This is a genomic window from Rathayibacter sp. PhB186 (genome assembly GCF_003751825.1).
Classification (GTDB): domain Bacteria; phylum Actinomycetota; class Actinomycetes; order Actinomycetales; family Microbacteriaceae; genus Rathayibacter; species Rathayibacter festucae.
Genome location: NZ_RJKO01000001.1, coordinates 1394954 through 1412351, shown reverse-complemented (window position 1 = coordinate 1412351; position 17398 = coordinate 1394954). Strand labels below are relative to the sequence as shown.

The window sequence follows — 17398 nt, the reverse complement described above, 5'->3', positions numbered from 1 at the left end:
GCGGGTAGCGTGGCGCCGTGACCGGTCGCCGACTCCGACTCCCCCGCCCCGACGCCGAGCTCGACAGCGCGCTCGCCGCCGTCCGCACCGCGAACGACCTGCCGGGCGCGTTCCCGCCCGAGGCCCTCGCCGAGGCCGAGCAGGCCGACAGCACGGCCGACGACGCGGGCCGGATCGACCTCACGGGCGTCCCCTTCGTCACGATCGACCCGCCCGGTTCCCTCGACCTCGACCAGGCCGTGCACCTCGAGCGGCGGTCCTCCGGAGTCGTTCTCCGCTACGCCATCGCCGATGTGCCGGCGGTCGTCCGCCCCGGCGGCGCCCTCGACGCAGAGACCCGCCGCCGCGGCCAGACCTACTACCTCCCCGACGGCCGCGTCCCGCTGCACCCGCCGGTCCTCTCCGAGGGCACCGCCTCGCTGCTCCCCGACCTCGAGCGCCGCGCCCTGGTCTGGACCCTCGAGCTCGACGACGCCGCCGAGCCGCGGGCGGTCCGCCTCGAACGAGCCCTGGTCCGCAGCACGGCCCGCCTCGACTACGCCGGCGTCCAGCGCAGCGTCGACGCCGGCGAGCCGCACCGCTCGATCGCGCTGCTCCCCTGGTTCGGCGCCGAGCGCCTCGCCCGCGAGGCCGAGCGCGGCGGAGCGAGCCTCGCCCTCCCCGAGGAGGAGATCGTCGCTGTCGACGGCGGCTACCGGATCGAGCGCCGGGCACCCCTCGCGTCCGAGGGCTGGAACGCCCAGGTCTCGCTGCTCACCGGCATGGCGGCCGCGACGATGATGCTCGACGCGGGGATCGGCATCCTCCGCACCATGCCCGCGGCCGATGAGGACACCGTCGCCGCCTTCCGCGCCCGCACCGAGGCCCTCGGCGTGCCCTGGGGCGCCGACGAGCTCTACGGCGCCTACCTCCGCCGCCTCGACACCGCCGACCCGGCGCAGCTCGCGATCATGTCCGCCGCAGCGACGCTCTTCCGCGGCGCCGGTTACACCGCCTTCGACGGCGTCGCCCCGGATCAGCCCCAGCAGTCCGCCCTCGCCGCCCCGTACGCGCACGTCACGGCCCCGCTCCGCCGCCTCGTTGACCGCTTCGGCCTGGCCACCTGCCTGGCGATCTCGACCGGAGCGGAGCTCCCGGCCTGGCTCCGCACGGCCCTGCCCGAGCTGCCCGCCCTGATGACCGCGAGCGACCGCCGCTCCGGAGCCGCCTCCCGCGCCGCGACCGCCGTCGTCGAGGCCGCCATCCTCCGCGGCCGCGAGGGCTCCTCCTTCGAGGGCGTCGTCGTCTCCTCCGCGAGGACCCGCTCGCAGGTCCAGCTGCTCGACCCCGAGATGACCGTCGACGTCCCGGTGCCGCAGACGCCGGGAGCCCGTGTCGTCGTCGTCCTGGAATCGGTCGACGTCGCCACGGGCTCCGCGGTGTTCAGGCCTGCTGCCTAGTCCTCGTCCTCGTCCTCGCGCGGCTTCACGTAGGGGTCCGCGTCGCCGGCGTAGTCCGCCTTCGCGGCGAGCGACTGCACCTGGGTGTCCTGGTTGCGCGCCGTCGCGAGGAGGTCCTCGATGTGCTTCGCGTTCTCCGGGATCGCGTCGAGGATGAACTCGAGCGACGGCGTCAGCCGCGCCGTGATGTTCTTGCCGACCTCCGTGCGGAGCATGCCGGTCGCCGCCTTCAGGGCGAGCGCCGAGTCGGCGCGCTCCTCGTCGGTGCCGTAGACCGTGTAGAACACGGAGGCGTGCTGCAGGTCACCGGTCACCTGCACATCGGTGATGGTGACGAAGCCGAGTCGGGGGTCGCGGAGTCCGCGCTCGAGCCGCTTGGCGACGATCACCTGAATCCGTTCGGCGAGCTTCCTCGCCCGTGCCGGATCTGCCATGGCTGGTCCTCATCTCTCTCGACGAACCGTTCGGCTCGCCATCTAACCACTCCCCGGCAGTCCTGCCGGTCGTCTTCCTGGGGGCTTGCCCTCGCGAACTCACCCCGTGTCTTTGTACTAGCTGCAGCGCGGCTGCGCCGGCGCGGGTGGGGTGCCTCGCCGCGGCTCCTTCCCGCGCGGCTGCGCCGCGCCCGCCAGACCCGAGCCAGGAGCCGCGACGAGACACCCCACCCGCACCTCCCGTCCGTACAGGCGGAAGTCCTTGCTCCCGGTCCCCCTCCCGCGCAGGCGCCCCACCCCACGTGCTGGTGCAGGTACCCGACGCGACATGCCTCGGAGACCGGGCCCCCTCTGCACGTGCTGGCGAATCGATCCTCCCGCAGGGAGGGAGGCCACTCCTGCCCTCGCGCGACAGGTTCGGGTCTGGCGGGCGGGCCGCAGGCCCGCGGGAAGTCGCGCGAGGGCAGGAGTGGCCTCCCGCTCCCTCGTCGGACCAGGGGCCGAAAGGCGGAAGCCCAGGACCCCCGGAACGCCGGAAGGCCCGGGCGGACCCGGGCCTTCCAGTGAGTATTCAGGGTCAGCCTCGCGGCTTCTCCTTCATCTCGATCGTCTCGATCTCGTCGCCGATCTGGATGTCGTTGTACTTGCCGAGACCGATACCGGCCTCGTAGTCCGTACGGACCTCCGTGACGTCGTCCTTGAAGCGACGCAGCGACTCGATGGCGAGGTTGTCCCCGACGACGACGCCGTCGCGGATGACGCGCGCCTTCGAGTTGCGGGTGATCGTGCCGGAGCGGACGATGACACCCGCGATGTTGCCGACCTTGGAGGAGCGGAACACCTCGCGGATCTCGGCGACACCGGACTGGACCTCCTCGTACTCGGGCTTGAGCATGCCCGTGAGCGAGTTCTCGACCTCTTCGATCGCGTTGTAGATGACCGAGTAGAAGCGGATGTCCACTCCCTCTCGAGCAGCGCGCTCGCGGGCCTTCGGGTCGGGGCGGACGTTGAAGCCCACGATGATCGCGTTGTCGATCGTCGCGAGGTTGACGTCGGACTCCGTGATCGCACCGACACCGCGGTGGATGATGCGCAGCTGCACCGAGTCGTCGACCTCGATCTTGACGAGCGACTCCTCCAGCGCCTCAACGGCACCGGACACGTCGCCCTTGATGATGAGGTTGAGCGACTCGACCTTGCCCTCCTCGAGAGCACGGGTGAAGTCCTCGAGCGAGATGCGCTTGCGGGCCTTGGCCAGCAGGGCGTTGCGCTGAGCGGCTTCGCGCTTCTCGGCGATCTGGCGGGCGGTGCGGTCCTCCTCGGTGACGAGGAAGGTGTCGCCGGCGCGGGGCACGGACGAGAGTCCCTGCACCTGCACCGGTCGCGACGGCACGGCCTCGAGCACGGCGACGCCGTTCTCGTCGGCCATCGCACGGACGCGGCCGTAGGCCGTTCCCGCGACGATCGCGTCGCCGACGCGCAGCGTTCCCGACTGGATGAGGACCGTCGCGACGGCACCGCGTCCCTTGTCGAGCTTGGCCTCGATCGCGACTCCGCGGGCCTCCTTGTCGGGGTTGGCGCGCAGGTCGAGACCGGCGTCCGCGGTGAGCAGCACGGCGTCCAGGAGGTCCTGGATGCCGGTGTTCGCGCGAGCCGACACGTCGACGAACATGACGTCTCCGCCGTACTCCTCGGCGACGAGGCCGAACTCGGTCAGCTGCTGGCGCACCTTGGCCGGGTTGGCGTCGGGCTTGTCCACCTTGTTGACCGCGACCACGATCGGCACGTTGGCCGCCTGGGCGTGGTTCAGCGCCTCGATGGTCTGCGGCATGATGCCGTCGTCCGCCGCGACCACGAGGATCGCGATGTCCGTGACCTGGGCACCGCGGGCTCGCATGGCGGTGAACGCCTCGTGACCCGGGGTGTCGATGAAGGTGATCGGGCGCTCGATGCCCTCGTGCTCCGCGACGACCTGGTACGCACCGATGTGCTGCGTGATGCCGCCCGCCTCGCCGGCGACGACGTTGGCGTTGCGGATCGCGTCGAGCAGGCGCGTCTTTCCGTGGTCGACGTGACCCATGACGGTGACGACGGGGGGACGGATCTGGAGGTCCTCGTCCGTCTCATCCTCGAGCTCCTGCTCGAGGTCGAGGCCGAAGCCCTCGAGGAGCTCCTTGTCCTCGTCCTCGGGCGAGACGACCTGGATCTTGAAGCCGAGCTCACCGCCGAGCACCTCGAAGGTGGCCTCGTCGAGCGACTCGGTCGCCGTCGCCATCTCGCCGAGGGCGAAGAGGACGGTGACCAGGTTGCCGGGGGGCACCGGCACGCCGGTCATGGCCTCGATCTTGTCGGCGAAGTCCGAGATCGACGCGCCGCGGCGCAGACGGATGACCGTCTTGCCGTCGCCGCGGGGGACGCTGACGCCGCCGAGCGACGGGGCCTCCCTGAGCTCGAACTCCTGACGCTTCGTGCGCTTCGACTTGCGGGCCTTGCTCTTGCCGCCACCGCGACCGAAGGCACCAGCGGTACCACCGCCGGGGCCGCGACCGCGACCGCCGCCGCCACCGGGACGAGGGGCGAAGCCGCCGCCCGCTCCGGGAGCGCCGCCGGGGCGCTGGAAGCCGCCGCCGGCCGGACGGCCGGGGCCGCCGGGACGACCGGCTCCGCCACCGGGACCGCCGGGACGCTGGCCGAAGCCGGCGGGGCGCTGGCCCATGCCGGGTCCGCCGGGTCGGGGCGCACCGGGGCGGGGGGCCGCGGGACGGGGGATGTTGCTGGGCGTCGGGCGCGAGCCCATGCCCTGCGAGCTGGCGAACGGGTTGTTGCCCGGGCGCGGGGGCGTCGCGGGACGCTGGCCCATGCCCTGGTTGCTCGCGAAGGGGTTGTTCCCCGGACGCGGGGCGCCACCGGGACGGCTGGAGCCGCCGGGAGCGGAGCTGCTGCCGCCGGACTTCGGCGGGGCTGCCGCCGGGGCCGGACGCGGGGTCGCCGGCTTCGGCCCGCCTGGGGTGGCGGGCGAGGCGGCGGGGGTCGCTGCGGCGGGCTTCTCGGCCGCGGGCGCCGGAGCGGCGGCCTCGGTCGGAGCCGGAGCGGCGGGGGCGTTCGCAGCGGCCTGGGCGCGAGCCGCGGCCGCGGCCTCCTGGGCGGCCTGAGCGGCAGCCTGACGCTCGGCGACCGACATCGGCGGAGCCGGCGCCGGAGCGGGCGGCTTGGCCGGGCCGGGCATCGGCGCGGAGGGGCGGGCACCCGAGGGGCGGGGAGCCCCAGGACGGGCGGTGCCGGCGGTGGGCGCCGACGGGGTCGACGATGCACCCGTGCTCGCGCTGCCCTGGAGGGCCTGGCGGAGCTTGCGGGCGACGGGGGGTTCGATGCTGGAGGACGGTCCCTTGACGAACTCGCCCAGTTCTTTCAACTTCGCAAGTGCGACCTTGCTGTCGACGCCGAGTTCGGCGGCGATCTCGTGCACGCGTGGTTTAGCCACTTCTCTCCTGTCTCGGACCTGCGCCCAAGACGGGGCAGGCCATCACAAACGGACGGATCTCATTTCGAGCCGCTCATCAGTCGTTGCTCATGATCAGTTCACGGGCCGTTCTGCCTGTTCTCTCTGCGGTGTGATCGTTCGCCTGGCCGGTTCCTCAGGGTGAGGAGCCGAGCCGGTCAGGTCACGGGTGACGTACTGCTCCACGGCGCTCGCGTCCACGCTCTCGCGCGTCCGGAACGCCCTGCTGAACGCGCGGCGCTTCACCGCGAGCTCGTAGCAGTCGTACGCGTCGTGCAGCCACGCTCCCCGCCCAGCACGGACACCCCGCGGATCTACCACGAGGACGTTCGAGGGGAGGACGAGCCTCAGAAGTGAGGCCCTTGGGGCGCGCAGACGGCAGCCGACGCACGTTCTGACGGGTTCCACTGTACTCCCTCGTTCCCGGGAGCGCCTCCCCGCACCGCCGACAGCGGGGATCACTCCCCGTCCATCACCGAATCGGGCTGGATGTCGATCTTGGCGCCGGTGAGCTTGGCGGCGAGTCGGGCGTTCTGGCCCTCCTTGCCGATCGCGAGCGAGAGCTGGTAGTCCGGCACGAGGGCGCGGACGGCCTTGAGGCTCTGGTCGATCACGAAGGCGCTGGTCACCTTGGCGGGCGAGAGCGCGCTGGCGACGAAGGTCGGCAGGTCGGAGGAGTAGTCGACGATGTCGATCTTCTCGTTGTTGAGCTCCGCGGTCACCGCGCGGACGCGCTGGCCGAGCTCGCCGATGCAGGCGCCCTTGGCGTTGACGCCCGGCTCGGTCGCCCGCACGGCGATCTTGGTGCGGTGGCCGGCCTCGCGGGCCAGCGAGACGATCTCGACGACGCCGGAGGCGATCTCCGGGACCTCGAGGGCGAAGAGCTTGCGGACGAGCGACGGGTGCGTCCGCGAGACCTGGACCGACGGGCCCTTCGGGCCGCGGCTGACGCTCGTCACGTAGACGCGGATGCGGCGGCCGTGACTGTAGTCCTCGCCGGGCACCTGCTCCTCGGGCGAGAGGATCGCCTCGATCGAGCCGAGGTCGACGTGGATCATCTTCGGGTTGGGGCCCTGCTGGATGACGCCGGCGACGATGTCGCCCTCGCGGCCCTTGAACTCGCCGAGGACCTTCTCGTCGCCGATGTCGCGCAGCCGCTGGTTGATGACCTGCTTGGCGGCGAAGGCCGCGATGCGGCCGAAGTCGCGCGGCGAGTCCTCGGACTCGCCGACGACGGCGCCCTCCTCGTCGATCTCGGGCACGAACACGCTGACGTGCCCGGTCTTGCGGTCGAGATGCACGCGGGCGTCCACGGCGGTGGCCTTGTCGGCGTCGTCCGCCTGGCCGATGTGCTTGAGGTAGGCGGTGAGGATCGCCTGCTCGATGATCTGCACGAGCTCCTCGAAGGGGATCTCGCGCTCGCGCTCCAGCAGGCGCAGAACGCTCAGGTCGATGTCCATGGGCGGGCCTTTCTCTCTATTCACTTGGGGCGTGGCGGCGCAGCGCGACCACGTCGAAAACCGGTCCGGCGCCGGCGGCGCCACGGCAGGAGCCGGGCCCGCGCGTCGGGACCATTGAGCATAACCGACCGCGCTGAGGGCGGACGGGACGGAGGGACCGGAGGCGCTCAGGCTCCGAGGCGGGCGAGCGCCTCGGCGGCGGGCAGCTGCTCGCGCTCGCCGGTGCGCCGATCCCAGAGCTCGACGATGCCGTCGGCGGCGCTGCGGCCGGCGATGACGATCAGCGGCACGCCGATCAGCTCGGCGTCGCCGAACTTGACGCCCGGCGAGACCTTGGGCCGGTCGTCGATCAGCACGTCGCGGCCCGCGGCCTCGAGCGAGGCGCCGACCGACTCCGCGAGCGCGAGCGCCGCCGGGTCCTTGCCGGTCGCGATCACGTGCACGTCGAACGGTGCGACGTTCTCGGGCCAGATCAGCCCGCGGTCGTCGTGGTTGCTCTCGGCGATGATCGCGAGGATCCGGGTCACGCCGATGCCGTAGGAGCCCATGGTGACGGTGACGAGCTTGCCGTTCTCGTCGAGGACCTTGAGGCCGAGCACGTCCGCGTACTTGCGGCCGAGCTGGAAGACGTGGCCGATCTCCATGCCGCGGGCGGTCTCGATCGGGCCGGAGCCGTCGGGAGCGGGGTCGCCGCTGCGGACGTCGGCCACCTCGACGACGCCGTCGCCGGAGAAGTCGCGGCCGGCGACGAGGTCGAGCACGTGCTTCCCGGCGGTGTTCGCTCCGGTGATCCAGGAGGTGCCCTCGACGACGCGGGGGTCGAGCAGGAAGCGGATGCCGCTCGCGGACTCCTCCCCGAGGACGGCGCCCTCGGCCGACCACGGGCCGATGTAGCCCTTGACCAGCGCGGGGTGCTTCGCGAAGTCCTCCTCGGTCGCGGCCTCGACCTCGGCGGGGGCGAAGGCGACCTCGGCACGCTTGAGGTCGACGTCCCGGTCGCCGGGCAGCCCGACGACGACGAGCTCGCGGGTCCCGTCGAGCGCGGTGAGCGCGAGGACGACGTTCTTGAGCGTGTCGCCGGCGGTCCAGGCGCGGCCGTCGGCGCGCGGCTCCTGGGCGTTGGCGAGGTCGACGAGCGACTGGATGGTCGGGGTGCCGGGCGAGTCGAAGACGCGCGCCTCGGCGAGCCCGTCCACGGGCAGCGCCTCGGGCACGGGGGTCCGGTACGCCTCGACGTTGGCCGCGTAGCCGCCGGCCGAGCGCACGAAGGTGTCCTCGCCGACCGGAGTCGGGTGCAGGAACTCCTCGCTGCGCGAGCCGCCCATCGCGCCGGCGTCCGCCTGCACGATCACGTACTCGAGGCCGAGCCGCGCGAAGATGCGCTCGTAGGCGTCGCGCTGCACCTGGTAGCTCGCGTCGAGACCGGCGTCGGTGTAGTCGAAGGAGTAGGCGTCCTTCATGGTGAACTCGCGGCCGCGCAGGAGGCCGGCGCGGGGGCGCGCCTCGTCGCGGTACTTGTCCTGGATCTGGTAGAGCGAGAGCGGCAGGTCCTTGTAGGACGAGTAGAGGTCCTTCACCAGGAGGGTGAAGAACTCCTCGTGGGTCGGCGCCAGCATGTAGTCCGCGTCCTTGCGGTCCTTCAGGCGGAAGACGCCGTCGCCGTACTCGGTCCAGCGGCCGGAGAGCTCGTAGGGCTCGCGGGGCAGCAGCCCGGGGAAGTGGACCTCCTGCGCGCCGGCGGCCGCCATCTCGGCGTGGATGATCGCCTCGATGCGGCGCTTGACCTTGAGACCGAGGGGCAGCCAGGCGAAGACGCCGGGGGCCTGACGGCGGATGTAGCCGGCCCGGACCAGGAGGCGGTGGCTCGCGACCTCGGCGTCGGCCGGATCCTCTCGGAGGGTGCGGACGAACAGGTGCGAGAGACGGGTAACCACGAGGGACGATCCTATCCGGAGTCCGCGGCGGGGTGTCCCGCGCGGTCCGGGGTGGCGGCGGACCGGGCGGGTGCCGGTCCACCGCCCGCGGTCACTTCGAGACGACGACCACCGGGGAGCCGGTCGAGGTGTCGTCGGCGGGCATCTCGGCGGCGAGGCGGTTGGCCTCCTCGATCAGCGTCTTGACGATCTCGGACTCGGGGACGGTCTTGATGACCTCGCCCTTGACGAAGATCTGGCCCTTGCCGTTGCCGGAGGCGACGCCGAGGTCGGCCTCGCGGGCCTCGCCCGGTCCGTTGACGACGCAGCCCATGACGGCCACTCGCAGCGGGACGCTCATGCCCTCGAGGCCGGCGGTCACGTCGTTCGCGAGCGTGTAGACGTCGACCTGCGCGCGGCCGCAGCTCGGGCAGGAGACGATCTCGAGCTTCCGCTCGCGGAGGTTGAGCGACTGCAGGATCTGCAGGCCGACCTTGACCTCCTGCGCGGGCGGCGCGGAGAGCGAGACGCGGATGGTGTCGCCGATGCCCTCGCCGAGCAGGATGCCGAACGCCGTCGCCGACTTGATCGTGCCCTGGAACTCGGGGCCGGCCTCGGTGACGCCGAGGTGCAGCGGCCAGTCGCCGCGCTCGGCGAGCTGGCGGTAGGCCTGGACCATGATCACCGGGTCGTTGTGCTTGACCGAGATCTTGAAGTCGTGGAAGTCGTGCTCCTCGAAGAGGCTCGCCTCCCAGACGGCGCTCTCGACGAGCGCCTCCGGAGTGGCCTTGCCGTACTTCTGCAGCAGGCTGGGCTCGAGCGAGCCCGCGTTGACGCCGATGCGGATGGAGACGCCGGCGGCCTTCGCGGCGGCGGCGATCTTGCCGACCTGGTCGTCGAACTTGCGGATGTTGCCCGGGTTCACCCGGACGGCCGCGCAGCCGGCGTCGATCGCGGCGTAGACGTAGTTCGGCTGGAAGTGGATGTCCGCGATGACGGGGATCTGGCTCTTCTTCGCGATGATCGGCAGCGCCTCCGCGTCGTCGCGGCTCGGCACGGCGACGCGCACGATGTCGCAGCCGGAGGCGGTCAGCTCGGCGATCTGCTGGAGCGTCGCGTTGATGTTGGTGGTCGGCGTGGTGCACATCGACTGCACGCTGACCGGGGCGTCGCCGCCGACCAGCACCTTCCCGACCTTGATCTGACGGGTCTTCCGGCGGGGGGCGAGGGTCACGGGGACCTTGGGCAAACCCAGATTCACAGCAGGCACGAGCCCCATCGTACGCGCGCCGCACGGCCGGACGCCGCCGCTCCCCCGGTTCCCAGGTCCCGCCGATCTCCGCCGCCCGCGCCGGCCCTGCCTCCCCGAGCGAGCGACCCGCCGACGTCCGATCCGCAGGCGATCCCCCGCGGATCGCGTGCACACCCCCGTCCCCGCGAGCAGCCACCGGCACATCTCCTGCACATCGAACCGAGCTCAGCCGGCCGGACCGGATCCGGCCCCACCTCGAAGGCGAAAGCGCGAATCGCGTGCGAGCGATTCGCGCCAGCCGACCGCACCCGCTCCTCTCAACACCACCCATCGCGAAGCCGACCGCGGCGAGCCGGGCAGGGACCGGCGCCACCTCCCAGGCGAACGCGCGAATCGCGTGCCAGCGATTCGCGCTAGCCGACCGCAACACGCTCCTCCCAACACCACCCATCGCGAAGCCGACTGCGGCGAGCCGGGCAGGGACCGGCGCCACCTCCGAGGCGAATGCGCGAATCGCGTGCCAGCGATTCGCGCTAGCCGACCGCAACACGCTCCTCCCCACGCAACCCGTCGCGAAGCCGACCGCGGCGAGCCGGGCAGGGACCGGCTCGCAAGACAGCTCAGAACAGCGTGATCGGCTTCACGATGTCGGCGTAGATCAGCAGTGCGCTCATTCCGCCGAGCAGCAGGACGACGGCGTAGGTGAGCGGGAGGAGCTTGGCGATGTCGACGGGGCCGGGGTCGCGGCGGCCGAAGAGCTTGGCGATGCGGCGGCGCAGGCCCTCCCAGAGGGCGCCGGCGATGTGGCCGCCGTCCATGGGGAGGAGGGGGACGAGGTTGAAGACGAAGAGCGCGACGTTGAGGGAGGCGAGGACGCCGACCATCGTCTGCACCTTGGAGACGACGGGCAGCTGGTCGGAGGCGGCGATCTCGCCGGCGATGCGGCCGACGCCGACGACGCTGATCGGGCCGTTGGCGTCGCGGGCCTCGGTGCCGAAGGCGGCCTTCGCGACGTCGATGAGGCGCTGCGGCAGGTTGAGGATGACCCCCGCGACGCTCCTGATGTTCTCGCCGACGGTGCCGGGGACCGCGGTGATCGGCTGCTGCACGAGGGCCTGGGTCGGCGAGATGCCGATGAAGCCGACGGTCTGCGTCTCGACCGCGCCGGAGGAGTCGAGCACCGCGTTGCCCGCGGCGTCGGTGACGGCCACCTCGTTCTCGGCCGGGGTGATCGTCAGGGTGAGGGGCTGGCCGTCGCGCTCGACGGCGACGCTGAGCGGCACGCCGGCGGACGCGCGGATGATCGGGGTGAGGTCGTTCCAGGAGGAGACGGGCGTGCCGTCGATCGCCGTGATGGTGTCTCCGGGCAGGATGCCGGCGGCGGCGCCGGGCGCGAGCGGGTCGTCGGCGGAGCAGCTCTCGGTGGTGGTGTCGCTCGCCGGGACCACGCACTGGGAGACGGTGGAGATGGTCGAGGTGTTCTGGGCGACGCCGATGCCGCAGAGCAGCACCGCGAAGAGGACGGTGGCGATCACGAGGTTCATGAACGGGCCGCCGAACATCACGATCACGCGCTTCCAGACCGCGAGCCGGTAGAAGGCGCGGTGGTCCTCGCCCTCGCCGATGGTCTCGGCGCTGGCGGCGCGGGCCTCGTCGATCATGGTCGCGTAGCCGCCGCGGCGGGGCTCGGGGTCGGGCGCCGACTCGTTGCCGTTCAGTCCGTTGAAGAAGCCCGTGCTCGACTCGCCGACGCGGTCGCCCGGGTGCTTGGGCGGGTACATCCCGATCATCGCGATGTAGCCGCCGAGGGGCAGCGCCTTGACGCCGTACTCCGTCTCGCCGCGGCGGACGGAGAAGACCGTCCGGCCGAAGCCGATCATGTACTGCGTGACCTTGACCCCGAAGAGCTTCGCCGGAACGAGGTGCCCGACCTCGTGCAGCGCGATCGACAGGGCGACGCCCACGGCGATGATGACGACGCCGAGGACGAAGAGCAGCACGGATTCCACTCGGTCACTGTAGGCCGCGGGGTGGACCCTCGGCTGGAGAGGCGCTGGAGGATCGCGATGAGGGCGCGATCAGCCCGTCGAGGCCGGCGACGCGATCGAGCTGCTCTCGCGCCCGGAGCGCGCCGTGCCGCCGACCTGCGGCCCTCCAGCGAGAGCGCGCTCGCCTGAGGGCGGACAGCCGGACCGGCAGAGGCATGCTGATCGAGTAGCCCTCGGAGAGGGCGTATCGAGATCCACCGTCGTCCGGTGGGTGGGTCTCGATACGCCGCTCCGCGGCTACTCGACCAGCATGGTGCGGCTGCCGCCCGGCTAAAGCGCTCAGGCGGCGGCGATCCGCGCGTCCGCCGTGCGGCGCGCCCAGGCCTCGGCCTCGGCCAGCGACTCGCGGGTCAGCTCGCCGTCGACGGTGTGCGCGTCGACGACGGCCTCGACCGTCGCGAGGATGTCCAGGTAGCCGATCCGACCGGCGTGGAACGCCTGCACGGCCTGCTCGTTCGCGGCGTTGAAGACGGCCGGGTACGACGCCCCCGCGACTCCGACCTTCTTCGCGAGCCGGACGGAGGGGAACGCCTCCTCGTCGAGCGGCTCGAACGTCCAGGACTGCGCTCGGGTCCAGTCCAGCGGCACGCCGACGCCGGCGACGCGGTGCGGCCAGTCGAGGCCGAGCGAGATCGGCAGTCGCATGTCGGGCGGTGAGGCCTGGGCGATCGTGGAGCCGTCGACGAACTCGACCATCGAGTGGACGATCGACTGCGGGTGCACGGTCACGTCGATCCGGTCGTAGGGCACGTCGAAGAGCAGGTGCGCCTCGATCACCTCGAGGCCCTTGTTGACGAGCGTCGACGAGTTGGTGGTGACCACGAGGCCCATGTCCCAGGTCGGATGCGCAAGCGCCTCCGCCGGGCTGACGTCGCGGAGGGAGGCGCGGTCGCGCCCCCGGAAGGGACCGCCCGACGCGGTGAGCACCAGCCGGCGGACCTCGCAGTGCTCCCCAGCGAGCAGCGCCTGCGCGATCGCCGAGTGCTCGGAGTCGACGGGCACGAGCTGACCGGGAGCGGTGAGCGAGGTGACCAGCTCGCCGCCGACGATCAGCGACTCCTTGTTCGCGAGGGCAAGGGTGCGGCCCTCCTCGAGCGCCGCGAGCGTCGGGCCGAGGCCGACCGAGCCGGTGATGCCGTTCAGGACGACGTCCGCGTCGACCGAGCGGATCAGCTGCTCGGCCTCCGCGGCGCCGAAGGCGGTGTGCTCGACGCCGAAGTCGCGTGCCTGCCGGGCGACGACCTCGCGGTTGGATCCGGCGCCCAGGCCGACCACCTCGAAGCGGTCGCGGTTCGCGCCGATGACGTCGAGGGCCTGCGTGCCGATGGACCCGGTCGAGCCGAGGATGATGACCCTGCGCATCCGCCCATCCTGGCACGGCGGCCCTCGGCCCTCCCGGGTGCGGAGCCCCGCCGGGTCAGCTCACCGCGAGGATGTCCACCACGAAGACGAGCGTGTCGGTGCCGCTGATCCCGGCCTGGGTGTTGCCCGCCTCGCCGTAGCCCTTGTCCGGCGGGATGACCACGAGCACCTGCGAGCCGACGGTCTGACCGACCACCGCCTCCTTGAAGCCCTCGATCACGTCGCCCGTGCCGAAGGACGCGGGCGTGCCCTTGCCCCAGCTCTGGTCGAAGACCTCGCCGGTGCCCCAGACCACGCCCTGGTACTGGACGATCAGCGAGTCGCCGTCGGCCACGGTCTGCCCGTCGCCCTTCTTGAGCACCTCGAGCTGCAGCTCGGCCGGCGGGTCGGTCGCGGGGATCGTCACCGTCGGGGTGCCGTCCTCGGCGAGCGCCACCGTCGGCAGCCCGTCGACCGGGGCCTGCGGCTCGCCGGTCGCGGCCGAGGGGACGATGCCCTCGACGTCGATGACCATCACGATGGAGTCGTCCGCGGCGATCCCGAGGTCGGAGCTGCCGGCGTCGCCGAACGCATCGGCGGGCGGGACGACCGCGACGACGCGCGATCCCACAGCCGCGCAGTTGACCGCCTTCACCAGGCCGGCCAGGTACTGCTCGGTGTCGACCTCGAAGGCCGCGCGGCCCCCGGAGGCGTAGCTGCTCGCCGAGAACTCCGCGCCGCTCGTGCCGTTGTAGAGGGTGTAGTCGACGAGGACGGTGTCGCCCTCGGCGACCGTCTCGCCGGTGCCGTCGATGACGGTGGTGCCCTCGGTCGCGTCGACGCTCATCGGGGTGGGGAAGACGGTGACCGGCTTGGTCCCGAAGTCGCCCGCCGCGTCCACCGCCTCGGACGCGTCTCCGGAGGAGATGCAGGAGAGCGGAGTCGGGCTCGCACTCGGGGTCGCCTCGGGGGTGCCGGGGGTGCCCGGCGTGCAGGCCGCGAGGCCGAGGGAGGCGCCGAGGACGGCGAGGATCGCGAGGGTTCTGCGCACGGGTGCACCTTTCCTGCCCGGCAGGGAGCGGGACGACGTCGGGGGGGATCGGTCCATCCTGCGGGCTGCGCCTCTGCCCCGGCTGAACGATCCCTCCACGGCGCCCACCCGGTCGCGCCGCCCCGGAGCGTCCCCGGCCCCCTCCCCGGGAGCCGCGCCTAGCATGGAGGAATGCGTGAATTCTCGGTCCCCCAGTCCCGCGCGCTCGTCACCGAGCTCCCCGGCCCCCGCTCGATCGCGCTCCAGGAGCGCCGCGTCGCCAGCGTCTCCCGCGGCGCCGGAACCCTCGCCAACATCTACATGGATCACGCCTCGGGCGCCGTCCTGGTCGACGTCGACGGCAACCGCCTGATCGACCTCGGCTGCGGCATCGGCGTCACCACCATCGGCCACGCGCACCCCGCGGTCGCGGCCGCCGCCGCCGCGCAGGCGGAGAAGCTGACCCACACCCTCTTCACCGTGACCCCGTACGAGAACTACGTGCGGGTCGCCGAGAAGCTCGCCGAGATCACCCCCGGCGACTTCGAGAAGCACTCGATCCTCGTCAACTCCGGCGCCGAGGCGGTCGAGAACGCGGTCAAGATCGCGCGCAAGCACACCGGCCGCCGCGCGATCGCCTCGCTCGACCACGCCTTCCACGGCCGCACCAACCTCACGATGGCGATGACCTACCGCCCCTGGCCCGAGCGCGCCGGCATGGGCCCGTTCCCCGGTGAGATCTACAGCCTCCCGATGAGCTACCCCTTCCGCGACCCCGAGGGCATGACGGGCGAGGAGGCGGCCGAGCGCTCGATCGACTACATCCGCACCCACATCGGCGCCGAGGAGCTGGCGGCGCTGTTCGTCGAGCCGATCCAGGGCGACGGCGGCATCATCATCCCGGCCGCCGGCTACTTCGAGCGGCTCTCGGAGTTCTGCACCGAGAACGGCATCGTCTTCGTCGCCGACGAGATCCAGGCCGGCATCGCCCGGACCGGCGCCTGGTACTCGATCGAGCACTTCGGCGTTGTCCCGGACCTCATCACCTCGGCCAAGGGCATCGCCGGCGGCTTCCCGCTCGCCGCGGTCACCGGGCGCGCCGAGATCATGGACGCCGTGCAGCCCGGCGGCATCGGCGGCACCTTCGGCGGAAACCCCGTCTCGACCGCGGCCGCGCTCGCCACCTTCGAGGCGATCGAGTCCGAGGGGCTCATCGCCGAGGCGCAGCGCGTCGAGCGCGCCCTGCAGGCCCGCATCGGCGACTGGGCCGAGCGCTTCGCCGTCGTCGGCGAGGTCCGCGGCAAGGGCGCGATGTTCGGCGTCGAGCTCGTGCACCCCGGCACCAAGAAGCAGAACCCGGAGGCGCTCTCCGCCGTCCTGAAGCACGTCACGACCAACGGCGTCATCGCCCTGGACGCCGGCAGCTGGGACAGCGTCCTGCGCATCATGCCGAGCGTGGTCATCAGCGAGGAGCTGATCGACGACGCCGCCGGTGTCATCGAGGAGGCGCTCGCCACCTTCGGCTGAGTCTCTCCCTCTGCGTCGACCTGCGGGCCGCTCCTCGCCACGAGGGGCGGCCCGCGGTCGTCCGCCCCGGCCCGCGAGAAGGGCCCCGGCGGAGCGGTCGGCGGAGCATGACCCGAGCGGCATGCACCCGCCGGTAGCGTCGGGCGAATGCCGACCGACGACGCTCCCGCACCGCCGACACCCCCGGGGATCGGCGTCTCCGCGCGCGTGGCCCGCTTCACGATGAGCCGCCTCGGCCGGATGATCTACCGCCCGATCGTCGAGGGCCGCGACAACGTCCCACGCACCGGCCGGGTCATCCTCGCCAGCAACCACCTGTCGTTCATCGACTCCCCCGTCCTGACCCTGCTGGCGCCGCGGCCGGTGCAGTTCCTCGCGAAGGCCGACTACTTCACCGGCACCGGAGCACGCGGCGCCGCGTCGCGCTCGTTCTTCACGGCGGTCGGAGCGGTGCCCGTCGAGCGCGGCGCCGGCCAGGCCGCGCAGGAGGCCCTCGACCTCGGCCGCGCGATCCTCGAGCGCGACGAGGCGTTCGCCGTCTACCCCGAGGGCACGCGCTCGCGCGACGGCCGCCTCTACCGCGGGCGCACCGGAGTGGCGTGGCTCGCCCTCACCACCGGCGCACCGGTCGTGCCGGTCGGGCTGGTCGGCACCCAGGAGCTGCAGCCCGTCGGCTCGAGGATCCCCCGCCTGCACCGGATCACGGTGCGCTTCGGCGATCCGCTCGACCTCTCCCGGCACGGCTCGGCCGACTCGGGTCGCGCGCGCCGGCACGCGACCGACGAGGTGATGACCGCGATCCACGCGCTCTCGGGCCAGGAGGCCGCGGGCGTCTACAACGAGTCGCCGCCGGTCACCACGGTGGAGAAGATCCGGCGGGCGCTGCCGCACGAGCGGCGCTGACCGCTCCGGTCGCCGCCGCCCGAGCCCGCCAGGATCAGTGCGCGTCGGCCGCCGAGGTCTGCGGCTCGTGTCCCACGGGGAAGTTCACCGAGTTCGCGATGAAGCACAGCCGCGACGCCTCGCCGTGCAGCGACTGCGCGAGCTCGACCATCGACTCGTGGGCGACGCGGACCCGCGGCCGGAGGGTCACCGAGACGAAGCGCCCGCCCTCGCCCTCCTGCACCATCCGCCCGGCGGCGTCGTCGACGTACTCGGTCACGACGACGCCGTTCTTCACCGCGACGTGCAGGAACGAGAGCAGGTGGCACTGCGCGAGGGCGGCGAGCAGCAGCTGCTCGGGGTTCCAGCGGTCCGGGTCGCCGCGGAAGGGCTTGTCGGCCGAGGCGAGGATCGGCGGCGGGCCCTCGGCGACGAGGACGTTCTGGCGCCCGTAGTCCCGGTAGCCGCTGGTGCCGGTGCCGCGATTGCCTTCCCAGACGACGGATACGGCGTAATCGTGCTCCGCTTGCATCGGATCCCTCCTTCTCGGCCGTGGTTCAGGCCGGTCTCGAC

General features: G+C 72.3%; 13 protein-coding genes. 3 read left to right on the top strand and 10 right to left on the bottom strand.

The genetic code is table 11. The features are described 5' to 3' along the window. Nucleotides 1–17 precede the first annotated feature (17 nt). On the top strand, nt 18–1439 hold the full coding sequence (locus EDF45_RS06595) for a ribonuclease catalytic domain-containing protein (RefSeq protein WP_123735378.1): 1422 nt from the start codon (nt 18–20) through the stop codon (nt 1437–1439). Here the strand turns inward: EDF45_RS06595 and rbfA are convergent. The 9 genes from rbfA to EDF45_RS06550 form a co-directional block, all read right to left on the bottom strand. Continuing rightward, the gene (gene rbfA, locus EDF45_RS06590) at nt 1436–1873 is read right to left on the bottom strand and encodes a 30S ribosome-binding factor RbfA (RefSeq protein ID WP_123445535.1); all 438 of its coding nucleotides are present in this window, start codon (nt 1871–1873) and stop codon (nt 1436–1438) included. The two genes, EDF45_RS06595 and rbfA, sit on opposite strands and share 4 nt — an antisense overlap. A 577-nt stretch (nt 1874–2450) precedes the next feature. Continuing rightward, the gene (gene infB / locus EDF45_RS06585; protein WP_123445533.1) at nt 2451–5354 is read right to left on the bottom strand and encodes a translation initiation factor IF-2; all 2904 of its coding nucleotides are present in this window, start codon (nt 5352–5354) and stop codon (nt 2451–2453) included. Nucleotides 5355–5447: 93 nt separating this feature from the next. Further along, the gene (locus EDF45_RS06580) at nt 5448–5780 is read right to left on the bottom strand and encodes a YlxR family protein (protein ID WP_123702952.1); all 333 of its coding nucleotides are present in this window, start codon (nt 5778–5780) and stop codon (nt 5448–5450) included. A 50-nt stretch (nt 5781–5830) separates the two neighbouring features. After that, complete coding sequence (nusA, locus tag EDF45_RS06575; protein ID WP_123445531.1) at nt 5831–6832, bottom strand: transcription termination factor NusA; 1002 nt, start codon at nt 6830–6832, stop codon at nt 5831–5833. Nucleotides 6833–6999: 167 nt separating this feature from the next. Then, a complete protein-coding gene (locus EDF45_RS06570) occupies nt 7000–8766 on the bottom strand; it encodes a proline--tRNA ligase (protein ID WP_123735377.1) in 1767 nt (588 codons plus the stop codon). Between the two features lie 91 nt (nt 8767–8857). Continuing rightward, complete coding sequence (ispG, locus tag EDF45_RS06565; RefSeq protein ID WP_123445529.1) at nt 8858–10015, bottom strand: flavodoxin-dependent (E)-4-hydroxy-3-methylbut-2-enyl-diphosphate synthase; 1158 nt, start codon at nt 10013–10015, stop codon at nt 8858–8860. A gap of 602 nt (nt 10016–10617) precedes the next feature. Continuing rightward, a complete protein-coding gene (locus tag EDF45_RS06560) occupies nt 10618–12006 on the bottom strand; it encodes an RIP metalloprotease (RefSeq protein ID WP_185020104.1) in 1389 nt (462 codons plus the stop codon). Between the two features lie 318 nt (nt 12007–12324). Beyond that, nucleotides 12325–13407 (bottom strand): 1-deoxy-D-xylulose-5-phosphate reductoisomerase, encoded by a 1083-nt coding sequence (locus EDF45_RS06555; RefSeq protein ID WP_123735376.1) that lies wholly within the window; start codon nt 13405–13407, stop codon nt 12325–12327. Nucleotides 13408–13462: 55 nt separating this feature from the next. After that, entirely contained in the window at nt 13463–14437 is a 975-nt protein-coding gene (locus tag EDF45_RS06550) for an FKBP-type peptidyl-prolyl cis-trans isomerase (protein WP_123735375.1), read from the bottom strand. Between the two features lie 171 nt (nt 14438–14608). Between EDF45_RS06550 and EDF45_RS06545 the strand changes: the two genes are divergently transcribed. Together EDF45_RS06545 and EDF45_RS06540 are read left to right on the top strand one after the other, a co-directional pair. Continuing rightward, nucleotides 14609–15943, top strand: a complete 1335-nt coding sequence (locus EDF45_RS06545; RefSeq protein WP_123445525.1) for an aminotransferase class III-fold pyridoxal phosphate-dependent enzyme — start codon at nt 14609–14611, stop codon at nt 15941–15943. A gap of 147 nt (nt 15944–16090) precedes the next feature. Beyond that, nucleotides 16091–16846, top strand: a complete 756-nt coding sequence (locus EDF45_RS06540) for a 1-acyl-sn-glycerol-3-phosphate acyltransferase (RefSeq protein ID WP_123735374.1) — start codon at nt 16091–16093, stop codon at nt 16844–16846. 34 nt (nt 16847–16880) lie between these two features. Here EDF45_RS06540 and EDF45_RS06535 read toward each other — a convergent pair whose 3' ends face one another. Further along, on the bottom strand, nt 16881–17357 hold the full coding sequence (locus EDF45_RS06535; RefSeq protein WP_123702936.1) for an OsmC family protein: 477 nt from the start codon (nt 17355–17357) through the stop codon (nt 16881–16883). Nucleotides 17358–17398: the final 41 nt, after the last annotated feature.

Coding starts and splice junctions, on each gene's coding strand:
- rbfA (WP_123445535.1), bottom strand. CDS start 1,873: ATGGCAGATCCGGCACGGGCGAGGAAGCTCGCCGAACGGATTCAGGTG.
- nusA (WP_123445531.1), bottom strand. CDS start 6,832: ATGGACATCGACCTGAGCGTTCTGCGCCTGCTGGAGCGCGAGCGCGAG.
- EDF45_RS06555 (WP_123735376.1), bottom strand. CDS start 13,407: ATGCGCAGGGTCATCATCCTCGGCTCGACCGGGTCCATCGGCACGCAG.
- EDF45_RS06545 (WP_123445525.1), top strand. CDS start 14,609: ATGCGTGAATTCTCGGTCCCCCAGTCCCGCGCGCTCGTCACCGAGCTC.
- EDF45_RS06540 (WP_123735374.1), top strand. CDS start 16,091: ATGCCGACCGACGACGCTCCCGCACCGCCGACACCCCCGGGGATCGGC.
- EDF45_RS06535 (WP_123702936.1), bottom strand. CDS start 17,357: ATGCAAGCGGAGCACGATTACGCCGTATCCGTCGTCTGGGAAGGCAAT.